General features: G+C 73.1%; 12 protein-coding genes and 1 riboswitch. Of the genes, 8 read left to right on the forward strand and 4 right to left on the reverse strand.

Going from position 1 to position 17,054, the window contains the following annotated elements; all coding sequences use genetic code 11:
* Nucleotides 1-25: 25 nt before the first annotated feature.
* From ACNAW0_RS20245 to paaN, 5 genes are all read left to right on the forward strand, one after another.
* Nucleotides 26-2,896 (forward strand): alpha/beta fold hydrolase, encoded by a 2,871-nt coding sequence (locus tag ACNAW0_RS20245; RefSeq protein WP_416289498.1) that lies wholly within the window; start codon nucleotides 26-28, stop codon nucleotides 2,894-2,896.
* Nucleotides 2,896-3,804 (forward strand): ABC transporter permease, encoded by a 909-nt coding sequence (locus tag ACNAW0_RS20250; RefSeq protein WP_416289499.1) that lies wholly within the window; start codon nucleotides 2,896-2,898, stop codon nucleotides 3,802-3,804. Before ACNAW0_RS20245 ends, ACNAW0_RS20250 begins: the two co-directional genes overlap by 1 nt.
* 69 nt (nucleotides 3,805-3,873) lie before the next feature.
* Nucleotides 3,874-4,005, forward strand: a riboswitch (SAM riboswitch).
* 12 nt (nucleotides 4,006-4,017) lie between these two features.
* On the forward strand, nucleotides 4,018-5,307 hold the full coding sequence (gene thrC, locus ACNAW0_RS20255; RefSeq protein ID WP_416289500.1) for a threonine synthase: 1,290 nt from the start codon (nucleotides 4,018-4,020) through the stop codon (nucleotides 5,305-5,307).
* A 450-nt stretch (nucleotides 5,308-5,757) separates the two neighbouring features.
* Nucleotides 5,758-6,777, forward strand: coding sequence for a GNAT family N-acetyltransferase (locus tag ACNAW0_RS20260; RefSeq protein WP_416289501.1), 1,020 nt, complete (start codon nucleotides 5,758-5,760; stop codon nucleotides 6,775-6,777).
* Nucleotides 6,778-6,829: 52 nt separating this feature from the next.
* Nucleotides 6,830-8,503 carry a phenylacetic acid degradation protein PaaN gene (gene paaN, locus ACNAW0_RS20265; RefSeq protein WP_416289502.1) on the forward strand — a complete coding sequence of 558 codons (1,674 nt, stop codon included), beginning with the start codon at nucleotides 6,830-6,832 and terminating at the stop codon, nucleotides 8,501-8,503.
* A gap of 170 nt (nucleotides 8,504-8,673) precedes the next feature.
* Here the strand turns inward: paaN and ACNAW0_RS20270 are convergent, their stop codons facing one another.
* Nucleotides 8,674-9,204 carry a GNAT family N-acetyltransferase gene (locus ACNAW0_RS20270; protein WP_416289503.1) on the reverse strand — a complete coding sequence of 177 codons (531 nt, stop codon included), beginning with the start codon at nucleotides 9,202-9,204 and terminating at the stop codon, nucleotides 8,674-8,676.
* Between the two features lie 220 nt (nucleotides 9,205-9,424).
* Between ACNAW0_RS20270 and ACNAW0_RS20275 the strand changes: the two genes are divergently transcribed.
* The 3 genes from ACNAW0_RS20275 (at nucleotide 9,425) to groL (ending at nucleotide 12,984) form a co-directional block, all read left to right on the forward strand.
* On the forward strand, nucleotides 9,425-9,628 hold the full coding sequence (locus ACNAW0_RS20275; protein WP_416289504.1) for a cold-shock protein: 204 nt from the start codon (nucleotides 9,425-9,427) through the stop codon (nucleotides 9,626-9,628).
* A gap of 111 nt (nucleotides 9,629-9,739) precedes the next feature.
* Nucleotides 9,740-11,086 carry a hypothetical protein gene (locus tag ACNAW0_RS20280; RefSeq protein WP_416289505.1) on the forward strand — a complete coding sequence of 449 codons (1,347 nt, stop codon included), beginning with the start codon at nucleotides 9,740-9,742 and terminating at the stop codon, nucleotides 11,084-11,086.
* 275 nt (nucleotides 11,087-11,361) lie between these two features.
* On the forward strand, nucleotides 11,362-12,984 hold the full coding sequence (gene groL, locus ACNAW0_RS20285) for a chaperonin GroEL (protein ID WP_416289506.1): 1,623 nt from the start codon (nucleotides 11,362-11,364) through the stop codon (nucleotides 12,982-12,984).
* 60 nt (nucleotides 12,985-13,044) lie between these two features.
* Here groL and ACNAW0_RS20290 read toward each other — a convergent pair whose 3' ends face one another.
* The 3 genes from ACNAW0_RS20290 to ACNAW0_RS20300 form a co-directional block, all read right to left on the reverse strand.
* Entirely contained in the window at nucleotides 13,045-13,287 is a 243-nt protein-coding gene (locus tag ACNAW0_RS20290; RefSeq protein WP_416289507.1) for a hypothetical protein, read from the reverse strand.
* 93 nt (nucleotides 13,288-13,380) lie between these two features.
* Complete coding sequence (locus tag ACNAW0_RS20295; protein ID WP_416289508.1) at nucleotides 13,381-14,310, reverse strand: GNAT family N-acetyltransferase; 930 nt, start codon at nucleotides 14,308-14,310, stop codon at nucleotides 13,381-13,383.
* A gap of 88 nt (nucleotides 14,311-14,398) precedes the next feature.
* Nucleotides 14,399-16,957: a S8 family serine peptidase gene (locus ACNAW0_RS20300; protein ID WP_416289509.1), complete on the reverse strand. Its 2,559-nt coding sequence runs from the start codon at nucleotides 16,955-16,957 to the stop codon at nucleotides 14,399-14,401.
* Nucleotides 16,958-17,054: the final 97 nt, after the last annotated feature.

Here is a 17,054-nt window from a genome sequence, read left to right on the forward strand (position 1 = left end):
GCGTTCGCGCCGTAGCGTGTGCGGCATGAGATCACCGCTCGCCGTCACGCGGATCCGGCGTGCCCTGGCCACCCGCCGTCACCGGGCGATCGCCGTGGTGGTGGCGGTCGTCCTGGTGGCCGCCGCCGTGGCCTGGGCAGCCCGGCCACAGCGACCTGGCTTCCGCACCGAGTCGGCGCTGGTGACCGTCCGCTCCGGACCGGCCGGCGACGAGCCCGTCGACCTGGACACCACGCTCTACCTGCCCCGGGACGCCTCGGCCCGGCATCGGGTGCCGGCGGTGCTGCTGGCGCACGGCTTCGGCGGCACCAAGGAGTCGGTCCGCGCCGACGCGGAGGACCTGGCCGACCACGGGTACGCGGTGCTCACCTGGACCGCCCGAGGCTTCGGCCGCAGCGGCGGGGAGATTCACCTGGACAGCCCGGACTACGAGGTGCGCGACGCGCAACGCCTGATCGACCGGCTCGCCGCCAGCCCGGACATCCGCCTCGACGCCGACGGCGATCCCCGGGTCGGCGTGGTCGGTGGCTCGTACGGCGGCGGCCTGGCCCTGCTGCTGGCCGCGCAGGACCGCCGGGTCGACGCGATCGTGCCGATGATCACCTGGAACGACCTGTCCCGAGCCTTCCTGCCGGAGAGCACCGGCGGGGCGCCCACCGAGGGCGTGTTCAAGAAGGGCTGGGCCGGCCTGTTCTTCGGCGGCGGTGGCAACGCCGGCTCCGGCCCGGCCGGCGTCTCCGGCACCACCGCCGGCCAACCCGAGGGCGACCCCGCGTCGGCCGGCGCGCCCAGCCCTCAGCCCGGCGCCGGTCCCGGCACCATCTCGGGGCGGGTGCCCGGGGGGCCCGCCGACCCCTCCTGCGGCCGGTTCGCCGCCGACGTCTGCGCCGCGTACCTGCGGATCGCCACCACCGGACGGGCTGACGCGAAGGCGGTCGACCTGCTGCGGCGCTCCTCCCCGGCCGGGGTGCTCGACCGGATCAAGGCACCGGCCCTGCTGGTACAGGGTGAGGCGGACACCCTCTTCCCGCTCACCGAGGCGGACGCCAACGCGCGCGGCATCGCCGCCGCCGGCACCCCCGTCCGGGTCGCCTGGTTCACCGGTGGCCATGACGGCGGCGCCGGCCCCACCTCCGACTCCGACCGGGTGAAGTTCCTCACCGCGCAGTGGCTCGACCACTACGTCAAGGGCGAGGGCTCGGCGCCGGGCGAGTCCTTCACGTTCTCCCGGATCGCCGGTTTCGACGCGCTCGACCGGGGTCTGGTGGCCACCGGCTACCACACCACCGACTATCCCGGGGTGGCCGGGCAGGGCCGCCGCGAGGTCACGCTGACCGGCCCGGTCCGGTCGATCGCCAACCCGCCCAACGGCAACCCGGCGGCGATCTCCTCGGTGCCGTTCGCCGGGGCGATCGGTTCGCTGCTGAACGGGGTGGCCGGTGACATCCCCGGCCAGCACGCCCGGTTCGAGTCCGCGCCGCTGACCGGACCGGTCGACGTGGTAGGTGCGCCCACCGTACGGATCAGGGCGGCCTCGCCCACCGGCGAGGCGGTGCTCTTCGTCAAGCTCTACGACGTCGATCCGAACGGCGCGGCCACCCTCCCCGACGGCCTGGTCGCCCCGGTCCGGCTGACCGGCCTGCCGGCGGCGATCGACGCCGCCCAGCCGGTCACGGTCACCCTGCCGGCGATCGTCCGCCGGATCGAGTCCGGGCACCGGCTGCGGATCGTCGTGGCCACCTCCGACCAGGCGTACGCGACCCCGGCCGAGCCGGTGGTGCACACCGTCGCCCTCGGCGGCGGTGCGCTGACCCTGCCCACGGTCGACGCCCAGCCGATCCCCACCACGGCCACGATCTGGCGCTGGGCGCTGGTCGGCCTGCTCGCCGCGATCGCGGTCGGGCTCGTCGTGGTCGTCCTGCTCGCTCGCCGCCGGCACCGCCGCCAGGGCAGCTCGGTCCACCCGGAGTACGCCGACGTCCCGCTCGCCGTCCGCCAGCTCCGCAAGGAGTACGCGGACGGCTTCGTGGCCGTCTCCAACGTGGACTTCGAGGTGCACCCCGGTCAGGTGGTCGGCCTGCTCGGTCCGAACGGCGCCGGCAAGACGACCACGCTGCGGGTGTTGATGGGGCTGACCCAGCCCACCGCCGGCGAGATCTACGTCTTCGGTCACCGGCTGGTGCCCGGCTCGCCGGTGCTCTCCCGGATCGGGGCGTTGGTGGAGGGGCCGGGCTTCCTGCCGCACCTGTCCGGCCTGGAGAACCTGAAGGCGTACTGGCGGGCGACCGGGCGACCCTGGACGGACGCGCACTTCGACGAGGCGCTGGAGATCGCCGGGCTGGGCGACTCGGTGCACCGCAAGACCCGTAAGTACAGCCACGGCATGCGGCAGCGGCTCGCCATCGCGCAGGCCATGCTGGGTCTGCCCGAGCTGCTGGTGCTCGACGAGCCGACGGACGGCCTGGACCCGCCGCAGATCGCCGAGATGCGCCGGGTGCTCCAGCGGTACGCCATGGACGGCCGGGCGGTGCTCGTCTCCAGTCACCTGCTGGCCGAGGTGGAGCAGACCTGCACCCACGCCGTGGTGGTGAACAAGGGGCGGATCGTGGCCTCCGGCCCGGTCGAGGAGATCGTCGGCGAGTCGCCGAGCGTGTTGTTCGAGGTGAGCGACCCGGACGCGGCGCGGAGCGTGCTCGACCGGCTGCACGGCGTACGGGTGCTGCCCGACGGGGACGGCGGGCTGGTGGTCAACACCAACGGCACGGCCCGCAGCGAGGTGGTGGCCGAGCTGGTCCGGGCCGGCATCGGGGTGGATCGGGTGGTGCCCCGGCGCCGCCTGGAGGACGCGTTCCTCGCCCTGGTCGGCGAGAACTCTCGGGGGAGTGGAGACCGGTGATGGGACAGTCGTCATCCGTGGGTTCGGGCGGCGGCCGGACGGGCCTGGTGGGCCCGGGCGGGTCGGCGTCGGGCTACCGGCCGTCGTCGACGCTGCCGTTCCGGGCCGAGTTCCGCCGGCAGGCGTCACGGCGGCGTACCCAGCTCGCGCTGGGGTTCATGGTGCTGCTGCCGCTGATCATCCTGGTCGCGTTCCAGTTCAACTCCGGCAACGCGGACCGGAACCGGAACAACCAGTTCGGCAGCCTGGTGGACCTGGCCGTCTCCGGCGGGCTCAACTTCGCCCTGTTCTCGATCTTCGTGTCGTCGTCGTTCCTGCTGGTCGTGGTGGTGGCGCTGTTCTGCGGGGACACGGTGGCCAGCGAGGCGAGCTGGGGCAGCCTGCGCTACCTGCTGGCCGTCCCGGTGCCCCGGGCCCGGCTGCTGGCGGTGAAGCTGCTGGTCGCGCTCGCGTACTCGGGGCTGGCCCTGCTGCTGCTCGCCGGCACCGCGCTGCTCGCCGGCACCCTCCGGTACGGCTGGTCGCCGCTGCGCAGCCAGGTCTCCGCCGATCTGGCCCCGGCCGAGGGACTGCTCCGCCTGCTCGCGGTGCTCGGCTACCTGGCGGTCGTCCTGTTGGTGGTGGCCGGCCTGGCGTTCCTGCTCTCGGTGACCACGGACGCCGCGCTCGGCGCGGTCGGCGGGGCGGTGCTGCTGTGGATCCTGTCCAGCATCCTGGACCAGATCACCGCGCTGGGCGGGCTGCGCGCGCTGCTGCCCACCCATTACAGCAGCGCCTGGCTGGGCCTGCTCTCCACCCCGGTGCAGACCGACGACCTGGTACGCGGCGCCATCTCGGCGATCATCTACGCCACCGGCTTCTGGACGCTCGCCTTCTGGCGCTTCACCCGCAAGGACATCACGAGCTGACGTTCACTGCGTGGGAACCCGGCGCAGCGGCGGCGCGGCCTGGGCATAGACTCGGTGGCACAACTGCATACCTCATCCAGAGGGGCTGAGGGATACGGCCCGATGACGCCCCGGCAACCACCCGCGCGCTCGACGACGAGCGACGCAGGCAGGTGCCAATTCCGTCCCCGCCGCACGAGGCGATGCGGGGAAAGATGAGAGGACATCCTCGACATGACGTCGACGCTTCCCGCCGCCTCCGGCATCGACACCACCGTCAGCCCCGCCCGCGCCCTGGTCTGCCGCGCCTGTACCGCGCGCTACCCGCTCGCGGCCCAGCACGCCTGCTACGAGTGCTTCGGGCCGCTCGAAGTCGACTACGACACCGCCGCCCTCGCCACGGTCACCCGCGAGCAGATCGAGGCCGGTCCGAAGAACCTCTGGCGGTACGCGGGCCTGCTCCCCGCCGGCCAGGACCCGGCCACCCGGGTGACCCTGAATCCGGGGCTGACCCCGCTGGTCGCCGCCCCGCACCTCGCCGCCGAGCTGGGCCTCACCGCCCCGCTCTGGATCAAGGACGACAGCGCCAACCCGACGCACTCGTTCAAGGACCGGGTGGTCTCGGTGGCGCTGACCGCCGCCCGGGCGCTCGGCTTCACCCGGTACGCCTGCGCCTCCACCGGCAACCTGGCCAACTCGGTGGCCGCCCACGCGGCCCGGGCCGGGGCCCCCTCGGTGGTCTTCATCCCCAGCGACCTGGAGCAGGGCAAGGTGGTGACCACCGCCGTCTACGGCGGCGACCTCGTCGCCATCGACGGCTCGTACGACGACGTTAACCGGCTCTGCGGCGAGCTGGTGGAGACCGACGAGTTCGAGGACACCGCGTTCGTCAACGTCAACGTGCGGCCGTACTACGCCGAGGGTTCCAAGACTCTCGGGTACGAGGTGGCCGAGCAGCTCGGCTGGCGGATTCCCGCCCAGGTGGTCATCCCGATGGCCAGCGGCGAGCTGCTCACGAAGATCGACAAGGCGTTCTCGGAGCTGGTCGAGGTCGGCCTGGTCGAGGCGCCGGCGGAGGGCTGGAAGGTGTTCGGCGCCCAGTCCGCGGGCTGCAACCCGATCGCCACCGCGCTGCACAACGGCAGCGACACCATCGTCCCGGTCAAGCCGACCGGCATCGCCAAGTCGCTGAACATCGGCGACCCCGCCGCCGGCCTCTACGCGCTGGAGGCGGTCCGCCGTACCGGCGGCTGGATGGAGTACGTCGACGACGAGGAGATCCGCGACGGCATCCGGCTGCTCGCCCGTACCACCGGGGTCTTCGCGGAGACCGCCGGCGGTGTCACCGTGGCGGTGCTGCGCAAGCTGGTCGAGTCCGGCCGCCTCGACCCGGCGGCCGAGACGGTCGTCTTCAACACCGGCGAGGGCCTGAAGACCCTCGACGCGGTGGCTGCCCAGGTCGGCCCCACCCACCGCATCAAGCCCTCCCTCCGCGCCGCCCGCGCCGCCGGCCTCCTCGGCTGACGCCCCGCTCGCCGGTCGACCGGCCCGGCCCGGCCGGCCCGGCCGGCCGCCCGCCTCTCCGCCCGCCCAGCCATGATCCACTCCGCGTGCAGTACGTGGGGGTGTTCCGATGTACTGACACCGCGATGGCCCGCAACTGGTGTTGATCATGGCTGGGTGGACGAGTGACTTAGAGGGTGCGGGGGAGGGCGGATCGCCCGGGCGGGGGATCGGGTCGTTTCGCGGGGTAACTGACGTTTCGCTGTGAGTGTGGAAAATCCGCCGACAAGGACTTGACGGCAGGAATTGGACGGCGGAGGATGTCCGGTGCGGGAGGGCATCCGCCGAAGACTTTGAGGTCTTTTGACCCAACGCCGGAGGCGTTGTGCGGACGTCCCTCCCGACCAACGTCCGAAGGGGCCGGCGGAAAACCGCTGGCCCCTTCGCTGTAGGTGGACGCAGGATCGCTCCATGGCCATCTCCGTCACCCCGCTCGACCCGGACGACCAGGCCGCACTCGACGAGGCATACCGGGCGGCGGTCGCGGCCCAGGCCGTGGACGAGCCGGACCTCCCGCCGCTGTGCCGGCGGCGGTTCGAGGCGCCGCTACAGCACCCCATGCCGGGCATCGACACCCGATGGACGGTGGCCCGGCTCGACGGGGTGCTCGCCGGCTGGAGCCGCCTGTACCTGCACACGCTCGACAACACCGAGAACGCCGGCGTCGAGCTGGTGGTGCACCCGGCGTACCGGCGGCGTGGGGTGGGGCGCGCGCTGCACGAGCATGGCCTGCGGCTGCTGCGGGAGCACGGCGGCAAGCGGATGATCGCCTCGACCGTCACCCCGCTGCCCGGGGAGGAGGGCCGGGAGATGCCCGGAGCCGCCTTCGCCGCCGCCGTCGGCGCGCGGCCGGCTCTCGCCGACGTCCGCCGCCGGCTCGACGTCACCGTGCTCGACCGGCCCCGGCTGGCGACCCTGCTGACCGAGGCCAGCGCGGTCGCCGCCGGCTACCGCGTGGTCCGCTGGGGTGACCACACCCCGCAGGAGTACGTCGCCGACGTCGCCTACCTGGAGGGCCGGCTGCTGGTCGACGCTCCCCTCGGGGACCTCCAGTGGGAGCAGGAGCAGGTGGACGCCGACCGGATTCGGGGCCGGGAGCGGGCGCTGGACGCGCGGGGAGTCCGCCGGTACAGCGCCGGCGCGGTACACGAGGCGTCCGGCCGGCTGGTCGCCTGGAGCATGCTCAGCCTCGACGCGAGCAGCACCTGGCACGCCTGGCAGCAGATCACCATCGTCGACCCGGACCATCGTGGTCACCGGCTCGGCCTGCTCACCAAGATCGAGAACCTGGAGCACGCCCTGGCGCACGAGCCGGAGCTGCGGGCGATCGACACGTACAACGCGGCCGAGAACGCTCACATGATCGCGATCAACGAGCAGCTCGGCTTCCGTCCGGCGGCCGGCTCGACGGACTGGCAGCTGACGATTTGAGGTGTGACACGCCTCTACTGATCTGGTGGCTTTCTGTTGCATGATGGCGGGCATGACGGAGACCCCGCACCCCCTGTACGACAGGCACGCCGACACCCTCAACCGCGCGCTGACCGCGATCACCGAGCGGGGATACTGGTCCGCCTATCCCGAGTCGCCCAGCCCCCGGGTGTACGGCGAGACCGCCGCCGCGGACGGCAAGGCGGCCTTCGAGGCGTACCTGAACCGGGACTTCCCCCTCGACCAGCCGGGCGACGGCGGGACTGTCGCCACCGAGGTCAGCCCGTTCGGCGTGGAGCTGAACGTGCGCTACCCGCACGCCGCCCCCGACCCGCTCGTGGCCGCCGCGTCCGCCGCCCTGCCGGCCTGGCGCGACGCCGGCCCGCAGGCCCGGGTGGGCGTCTGCCTGGAGATCCTCGACCGGCTGCACCGGAACGTCTTCGAGCTGGCCAACGCGGTGCAGTTCACCAGCGGCCAGGCGTTCGTGATGGCCTTCCAGGCCGGCGGCACGCACGCGCTGGACCGGGCGCTGGAGGCGATCGCCTACGCGTACGCCGAGATGACCCGCCACCCGGGGACGGCCGGCTGGGAGAAGGCCGCCGGCAAGGGCGACCCGCTGCGGATGAGCAAGACCTTCCACGTGGTGCCGCGTGGTGTGGCGCTGGTGATCGGCTGCAACACCTTCCCGACCTGGAACTCGTACCCGGGGCTCTTCGCCTCGCTGGCCACCGGCAACCCGGTGGTCGTCAAGCCGCACCCCCGCGCGGTGCTGCCGCTCGCCATCACGGTGAAGTACGCCCGCCAGGTGCTCGCCGAGGCCGGCTTCGACCCGAACCTCGTGCAGCTCGCCCCGGAGGCGGCGGGCGAGAAGGTCGCCTCGACCCTGGCGCTGCACCCGGCCGTCAAGATCGTCGACTTCACCGGCTCCACCGAGTACGGCGACTGGCTGGAGGCGAACGCCCGGCAGGCCGCCGTCTACACCGAGAAGGCCGGCCTGAACACGGTGGTGATCGACTCCACCGACGACTTCGCCGGGATGTGCCGCAACCTGGGCTTCACGCTCACCCTCTACAGCGGCCAGATGTGCACCACCTCGCAGAACCTGCTGATCCCGCGAGGTGGCATCGAGACCGACCAGGGGCACAAGAGCTTCGACGAGGTGGCCGTCGGCATCGCCGCGGCGATCGGCAAGCTCACCGCCGACCCGGCCCGAGGGGTCGAGCTGACCGGCGCGATCGTCAACGACGGCGTGCTGGAGCGGCTGGAGGAGGTCACCAAGGTCGGCGAGCCGGTGCTGGAATCGCGGGCCGTCGAGCACCCGTCGTTCCCCGACGCGGTGGTGCGTACGCCGGCCATCGTCAAGCTGGACGCGAGCGACACCGCGACCTACTCCCGGGAGTGGTTCGGGCCGATCTCGTTCGCCATCGCGACCAACTCCACCGCGCACAGCCTGGACATCCTCCGCGCGACCGTCGGGGAGAAGGGCGCGCTGACCGCGGCGGTCTACTCCACCGACGAGGCGGTGCTGGACGCCGCCGAGGCCGCGGCGGTCGACGTCGGCGTCCACCTGTCCGGCAACCTCACCGGCGGGGTCTTCGTCAACCAGTCGGCGGCGTTCTCCGACTTCCACGGTTCGGGGGCGAACCCGGCGGCGAATTCGGCGCTGACCGATGGGGCGTACGTTTCCAACCGGTTCCGCATCGTGCAGAGTCGTCGGCACGTCTGAGTTGCTCTTTGGGGTTTCCGGGCAGGCCACCTCGCTCCGGGCGGTCAGGGTTGATCCCTCCGCGAGGCGGCCTGCCCGGAAACCCGTCCGGGGCATCCTGATCGCGCCGCTTCGGCCAGGGGTGTTGATCTCAGGGGTGCTGCCTTGGGTTGCGTTCTCGGTCAGCGGGGTCAGGCGGGGCGGCGCATCTGGAGTTCGCGGAGGGCGGGGAACCTGGGGTGCGGAACGCGTACGCCGGTGTCGACGAAGCCGAGCTTCTGATACGCCCGGTAGGCGCGGTCGTTGCCGACCACCACCTCCAGCACCAGTTCCGGCCGGCCGCAGGCGCGGGACCAGGCGGCCACCTCGTCCATCAGCGCGCCGAGCAGCCCGTTGCCGCGCCAGGCCGGCGTGACGTAGACCGCGTAGATCACGGTCAGCCCCGGCTCGTCCGGGGCGACCGTGCCTCCGGCGTGGCCCACCAGCCGGCCGCCCGGATCGGCCACGAACTGGGCCGTCTCCGGGCCTTCGGAAACCGAGGCGATCCGGGCCGCGTAGCCGGCGTGCGGCCGGGCGGCGGCCTCGGCCACGGTCTCCAGGAACGCCAGCGGCGAGTCGGCGAGCATCTCCAACCGGAGCGCTCGCATCCGGGCGGCGTCCTCGATGCGGACCCGCCGGATGGTCGCGGTGCGGGTCGCGGTGGTGGTCGGCGCGCTGGTCATGCCGCATGCATACCGGAGAGCGACGGGTTCCCGACGGCCTGGGGTGGATCCTGCCGGATTATGACCGATTTGTGGTCGTGCGCGCTCGTCACGCCTCGTGTAGCGTGCGATTTCGGTCACCGATTCAGCGGCCGTCGACGATCGCCGAACCGGTGGTCCGCCGGTGCCGGTCTGCCGGTCTCCGGATTGTGGAACGCCGCGCAGAGTGAGGAAGTGCACCGTGGCACAGGGCACCGTCAAATGGTTCAACTCCGAAAAGGGCTACGGCTTCATCGCCGTCGACGGCGGGCAGGACGTCTTCGTCCACTTCTCCGCGATCGAGATGGACGGCTACAAGGCGCTGGACGACGGCCAGCGGGTCGAGTTCGAGATCGCGCAGGGGCAGAAGGGCCCGCAGGCCGAGGGGGTCCGGCTCATCGCCTGATCCCGTTGCCACCCGTCCGGCGGCCGCTCCACCGGCGAGCAGGGGCTGCGGGGTGGGCGCACACCAGGGAGGATCATGAGCCGTTCCAGCCATCGTTGCTGAGGAGGGTTCATGTCCGACCAGCCGCCGTCGGGTTCGATCGAGCCGGTGCCCCCGGCTTCGTCCGGAACGCCGGCCGACCCGACCCGGTCGACGTCGCCAGCCGCTGAGCCCGCCCCGATGCCGCCGCATGCCGGCGACGTGGCCGCGCCCGGGCAGTCCACCCCGACGGATCCGGGTGTGCCCGCCCAGCGCGAGCCGGGCTGGCCGGCGCAACCCGGTCATCCGGCCGAGCCGGGCTGGCCGCCGGCACCCGCTCAACCCGGCCAGCCGGTCGTGCCGGGCCAGCCGGTGCCGCCCGGGCCGCCGGGATACGGTGTGCCGGGCGGGCAGCCGGGATACGGTGTGCCGCACGAGCAGCCGGGATACGGTGTGCCGCACGAGCAGCCCTGGGGGGCGTACCCGGGGGATCCGGCCACGCAGCCGCAGGGCTGGGTGTGGCCGACCGCGGGTGGTTCGGTTCCCGCCGGCTACCTGGGCGTGCCGATGCCCGGCCAACCCTACGGCTGGCATCCGGGCGTGGACGCCGATCCACTGGTCACGCCGCCGTACGCGGGGATCGGCGGCTGGTTCGCCCGGTGCGGCGGAGCGGTACGCCGTGGCTGGCGGCAGTTGCTGCCGATCATGCTGCTCACCCAGGCGGTCCCGGCGGCGGTGATCTCGGTCCTCACGCTCGTCCTCGTTCCGGCGGCTGAGCCCGTCAACGGCCCGAACGGCGCACCGGTCCTGCCGGACGGCTACTTCCAGGACGTGTTTGCCTTCTACGGCGCGGTGGCCCTCGCCGCGCTGATCTTCGGGCCGCTGCAGAGCGCGGGCTGGGCGGCGGGCACCTGGGTGGTCGCCCGCCAGGCGGCCGGCGAGCAGTCCGGTGTGGGGGCCGCCCTCCGGTACGGGCTGCGCCGCGCTCTCGGTCTCTGGGGCTGGAGCATCGTCGCCACCCTGTTGATCTCGGTCGGCACCTGCCTCTGCGTTTTGCCCGGGATCTACGCGGCTTTTGCGGTCGCGCTGCTCGGCCCGGTCTACCTCTTCGAACGGCACGAGCCGATCGGCCGCGCGTTCCGGATGTTCCACCAGCGCTTCGGGATGGTGCTGGGGCGGGTCGCGCTGGTGGCCGCGGCGGTCATCCTCGGCTCGCTGGTCAGATGGGTGATCGAGGCGGTTGGCCAGCTCCCGTTCGGGACGCAGCCGATGGCGACGCCAGGTACGGCGGCGGGAGCGGTCGCGGTGTCACTGGTTGCCGCCGTGCTGGTCACCCCGGTGTACCTGGCGCAGCTCGTCGGGCTGCTGGTCACGTACGCCGAACAGCGGGCCCACGAAGGCCCGGTGAACACCGCCCTGCTGGCCGCGGAACTCGGCTGAGCGGGGCCATCGTGCTTGCACTCGGCTAGGGAGAGTGCTAAACAGGTCATTGGCACTCGCACACGTTGAGTGCCAATGGTCGGGGCGGTAGGGCCACGGCCGCGCCGGTGTCTCGATGGCGCCGGGGTGGCACGAGGCCGGTCGTCGCGGGCTATCCGGCCCGGCCGAGGAGACGTCGTCGTCGCCAGGTGGCGACGTCCCAAGGTGCGTACACCAGGCGGCCCATCCGGGAAGACACTCGGGTGGCCCGTGAGTGTCCAGGAGGACAACGCCGTATGGCCAAGATGATCGCGTTCGACGAAGAGGCGCGCCGCGGCCTCGAGCGGGGTATGAACCAGCTCGCCGACGCCGTGAAGGTGACCCTCGGCCCCAAGGGCCGCAACGTCGTGCTCGAGAAGAAGTGGGGTGCCCCCACCATCACCAACGATGGTGTGAGCATCGCCAAGGAGATCGAGCTCGAGGACCCGTACGAGAAGATCGGCGCTGAGCTGGTCAAGGAGGTCGCGAAGAAGACCGACGACGTGGCCGGTGACGGCACGACGACGGCGACCGTCCTGGCCCAGGCCCTGGTCCGCGAGGGCCTGCGCAACGTGGCCGCCGGCGCCAACCCGATGGCCCTGAAGCGGGGCATCGAGGCCGCCGTGGCCAACGTCTCGGAGGAGCTGCTCAAGCTCGCCAAGGACGTGGAGACCAAGGAGCAGATCGCCTCCACCGCCTCCATCTCCGCCGCCGACCCGAGCGTCGGTGAGATCATCGCCGAGGCGATGGACAAGGTCGGCAAGGAAGGCGTCATCACCGTCGAGGAGAGCAACACCTTCGGCCTGGAGCTGGAGCTCACCGAGGGTATGCGCTTCGACAAGGGCTACATCTCCGCCTACTTCATGACCGACCCGGAGCGTATGGAGGCCGTCTTCGACGACCCGTACCTCCTGATCGTCAACAGCAAGATCTCGTCGGTGAAGGACCTGCTCCCGATCCTGGAGAAGGTCATGCAGTCGGGCAAGCCGCTGCTGATCATCGCCGAGGACATCGAGGGCGAGGCCCTGGCCACCCTCGTGGTCAACAAGGTCCGTGGCACCTTCAAGTCGGTCGCCGTCAAGGCGCCGGGCTTCGGTGACCGCCGCAAGGCCATGCTGGCCGACATCGCCATCCTCACCGGTGGCCAGGTCATCAGCGAGGAGGTCGGCCTCAAGCTGGACGCCGTCGGCCTCGACATGCTGGGCCGCGCCCGCAAGGTCGTGGTGACCAAGGACGAGACCACCATCGTCGATGGTGCCGGCGACGCCGAGCAGATCCAGGGCCGGGTCAACCAGATCCGGGCCGAGATCGAGAAGAGCGACTCCGACTACGACCGGGAGAAGCTGCAGGAGCGGCTGGCCAAGCTGGCCGGCGGCGTTGCGGTGATCAAGGTCGGCGCGGCCACCGAGGTCGAGCTGAAGGAGCGCAAGCACCGCATCGAGGACGCCGTCCGTAACGCGAAGGCCGCCGTCGAGGAGGGCATCGTCCCGGGTGGTGGCGTTGCGCTGGTGCAGGCCGGCAAGACCGCCTTCGACAAGCTGGACCTGGCCGGCGACGAGGCGACCGGCGCGCAGATCGTCAAGATCGCGCTGGACGCCCCGCTGCGGCAGATCGCCGTGAACGCCGGCCTGGAGGGTGGCGTCGTCGTCGAGCACGTCCGCAACCTCGAGCCGGGCCACGGCCTCAACGCCGCGACCGGCGACTACGTGGACCTGCTGGCCGCGGGCATCATCGACCCGGCCAAGGTGACCCGTTCCGCGCTGCAGAACGCCGCCTCGATCGCCGCGCTGTTCCTCACCACCGAGGCCGTCGTGGCGGACAAGCCGGAGAAGACCCCGGCCGCCCCGGCTGGCCCGGGTGGCGGGGACATGGACTTCTGAGTCCAGCTCCACGCTGGGAGGGGGGCGGGCCGCGTCAGCGGTCCGCCCCCCTCCGTGTGTTCACGTCGGCAGCGGCCGTTGGTTGCGCCGCTTGTGGGTCCGGTCGTACGGGGGCGCGATGCGGATCGGCTCGTCCACCAGTTGCAGCGGTTCGTCGGTGAACGGCTCGTCGACGCGGGCCATCTCCGCCAGCTGCTCGGCGTCGCCGTAGTCGAGCCGGTCGAACGGCAGTTGGCCGGGGAGTTCGCCGACCGGGCGCCAGCTCGCCGGTTGGTCGCCGGTCAATTCGTCATCCGTCGTCATGGCTGCCTCCTCTACGCACGACCGTAGGCGGCGGTCAATGACCAGCGGGCCGGAATGGCATTATTTGCGTCTATGTACCTTTCGCTCCTTTGGTCATTCCTGTCCGGTCAGCGCCTTGCGATACAGGAAGAACACCCGCTCGATGCGCGCGCCCGCCGCGTTCGCGTAGAACGGCACCGGGCCCACCCAGCCGATCTGTGCCGTGTTCAGGCCGGTTGCCGCCTGGTCACGTAGACAGCGTCGCAGCAGCACCCCACCGATGCCCGAGCCCTCGGCCGCCGGGGCCGTACCCATCGGCCCGAACCAGCTCGGTCGGGTCGAGCCGTACGCGGCGAAGCCCAGGATCTCGCCGTCCCGCTCAGCCAGGTGCGCGCCCCCTTCCGGCCGGTCCAACGATCCGGCCAGCTCGCTGTCCCACGCCCCACCGAAGGTGGTGCGGGCGAAAGCGGCCAGCGCCGGCAGATCGCCCCGTTCGGCCCGGCGTACCGTCACGCCCGCGTCGGCCAGCCGGCGCTCGGCGGCCTCCGTCGAGCGCAGTGCCGCAGACCCCTCCGCCAGGTCCGCGGTCATGTTCCACGCCGTACGGTCCTGCTGGTAGCCGAGCCGCAGCGCAGCGCAGACCGCCGGGGTGTATCGCACGTCGATGCCCGGCCAGGCGTAGTGCGGCGGGTTCCCGACGAGCAGCAGCTCGCCCGCGCCGAGCCCGGCCAGGCGCCGCTCCGCCTCGGCCAGCAGCGCCCGCCCGATGCCCTGGCGGCGTACCTCCGGTGCCACCGCCAGCAGGTCGACGTGGCCGTGGCGCGGATCCCGCTGCGACACCGAGCCGAGCAGCACGCCGAGCAGCTCGCCGCCGCGTACCGCCCCGAGCGGCAGCACCGGCCGGTCGGCCGCCGCACGAACGGCGAGGGTGTCCACGATGGCGGCTGCCTCGGCCGAGTCCTCGGGCAGGTCCAGGGCCCGCCGGCAGAGGTCGACGACCGCCGGCAGGCGGTCCGGGCCCAGCTCGATGATCTCCACGTCCATGGTGGCCGACCTTAGGCCATCCGTCGGCCGCCCGGCACCGTTCGACCGGCCGGGGTGTTAACAAGGGGCCCCTGCTCTACCGCAGGCGTTAAGAAGGGGCCCCTGCTTTCATCGCGGCGCGGACGGCGGCGTAGGCGTCGACCAGGCCGGCGCCGACCTCGTCGGCCGGGCCGCCGCAGCGCTCCGCGTCCGGCGGCACTCCGGCGGGGGAGGCGGTGTCGAGGAGGATCCGCCGGGTCCGTGCCAGGTCGCCGACGAGCGCCGGGTTCGCCGACCACATCAGCGCGACCACGCCCGCCACCTGCGGCGTCGCCATCGAGGTGCCGTCGAGTGTGGCGTAGCCGCCGCCGGGGAACGCCGACAGCACCCCCGCCCCGGGCGCGACCAGGTCGGGTTTGGTGAGACCACCGGCGGCCGGGCCCCGGCTGGAGAAGCGGGTGAGCTGGCGCGCCCGGTCCACCGCCCCGACCGTCAGCACGTCGGCGTACGGGGCCGGCGGGTCGGCGACCGAGCCGCAGTAAGGGCCCGAGTTGCCGGCGGCCACCACCACCAGGATGCCGGCGGCGGCGAGCGCGGCGGTCGCCGGTCGCAACGCCCCCGGGTCGCAACCCTCGATCGGCGGGCAGCCCCAGGAGTTGGTCAGCACGTCAGGCGCGCGGCCCGGCCGGCCGTCGGTGAACGGGTTCCCGCCAACCGGGAACGGGGCCAGCATGAACTGGAGGCAGTCGAGGTAGTGAGCCGGGCTGCCCAGGTTGCGGTCCAGGTTGACGCAGCCCACCCACTGTGCGCCGGGGGCCACGCCGATCCCGTTCCGGCCCACCGCGCTGCCCGCCGTGTGGGTGCCGTGACCGCCCCGGTCGCCCGGCGTACGCCGGTGCTCCCACGGGTCGTACCAGGAGTCGTCGCCGCCCCGGAAGCCGGCGGCCAGCGCCGGGTGCCGCCCGTCCACACCGGAGTCCGAACTGCCGACCACGACGCCCGATCCGGTCACGCCCAGCTCCGACCAGACCCGGTCCGCGCCGATCAACGACACGTTCCAGACCGGACCGGTGGGCGCCGGCTGGCTGCCCCGGGCCGGGGGCGCCGCCGCCGGCAACGGGCGTAGCCGCTGGCTGACCAGCACCCGGCCCACCTCCGGGCGCCCGGAGAGCCAGGCCCGTACCCCCGGCCCGCCGTCCGTCTCTATGGCGTTGACCAGGTAGTACGGCGTCGGGTGCAGGCCCAGCCGGGTCAGCTCGTGGCGCAGGTCGCCCTGGGTTCGGTCGGCGGTGGCCACCAGCCGCCGGTAGACCTCCGCGGCTCGGGCGTCGCGTCCCGCCCGCCCGGGCTCCCCGGTCGGGAGGCCACTCAGGTCGGCCTGCTCGCGCAGCACCACCAGCAGCCGTTCCCCGTACAGGCCGGGCCGGCCGGGGACGACGTACACCACGGCCACGGCGGCGAGCAGGGCCGCGGCGGTCAGGCCGGCCGCCGCCCGCCGGGGCGCGCGGGCGCGGGGCCGGGCGAGCAGGACGCCGTACCCGATGGCGAGCAGCGCCGCGACGGCGAACGCGGCACCGGCCCCGACGGCGACCCAGTACGGGACATCGCGGCTGCCGGCGAGCAGGACGGTGATCTCCTCCGGGTCGGTGAAGGCGAGCGGCCCGGCCAGCGCGAGGCCGACCAGCCAGCGGACCGGGGCGCGGCCGGCCGGCCGGCCGGAGCGACGGGCCGCGGCCTCCAGCGCGCCCAGCACGAAGCCGAGCGGCGGCAGCAGCAACAGGGCCGGCAACTGCGCCCCGGACTGCCCGGCCGCGCCGGACAGCGGCACCAGGGCCACCCCGGCGACCAGGCCGCCGACCAGCACCAGCCGGGCCGGCCGGGGTGGCGCGCCGACCGCGAACCGGGCCCAGAACATGGCGTCGAGCAGCGCCCCGGCGAGCGCGCCGAGCGCGGCGGCGGCGAGGCCGGCGAGCACCGTCTCCAGTGCCCCGCCGAGCGCGCCCACCCAGGCCCAGGGCAGCAGCGACGCCAGCCCGGCGGCGAGCGCCAGCAGGGTCACCGGGCCCAACCGCCGCACGCCGCCACCCGCCGCCGCGCCGGCCGGGCCTACCGCCCCACTGGCCTGGCCCGCTGTCGCGCCGGTCTGGCCTGGCGACGGGCTGGCCGCGACGTGGTCCGCAACGGCGGGTGGCTCACCGCCCGGGCCGGCGACGGCGATGCCGGCCACGGCGTCCACCCGACGGCGGGACAGCCGACGAACGACCAGCGCGAGCAGGGCGGCGCTGCCGGCCAGTGCCGCCAGGTACGCCTCCTTGTGGACCGGCGGCACCGTGCGCAGCAGGGTCAGCGCGCCGAGCGCCAGCGCCGCGCCCAGCCAGACTCGGCCGGTGGCCCGGACCGCCGGGGAGCGGGGAAGCAGCGCGAGCGCGAGGGTGGGCGCGCCCACGAGCAGCACTGTGGCGAGCGCGACCACCGGCCACACCAGCACCATCCGGTGCAGGCCGGCGACCAGCACCAACTGGTCGATCGCCCAGCCGACGACCTGGCCCGACACGGTCACCAGGACGGCCCAGCCGCCGGTGAGCACTGCGGCGACCACCGCCCAGGGGCTCGTTCGATCAGGCGGGAAACCCGGCGAACGGGCGGGATACGGGCGACCGACCTGCATGCAGAGCACAGTACGGCCCAGCCGGAGCCACCTGCCGCCCCAACGCCCACCCGCATCCGTACATGTCGCCGGAGCGCCGGGACGGTTACGGTGGACG

This window comes from Micromonospora sp. SL1-18, assembly GCF_047921505.1.
In the GTDB taxonomy this organism is placed as follows: domain Bacteria; phylum Actinomycetota; class Actinomycetes; order Mycobacteriales; family Micromonosporaceae; genus Micromonospora.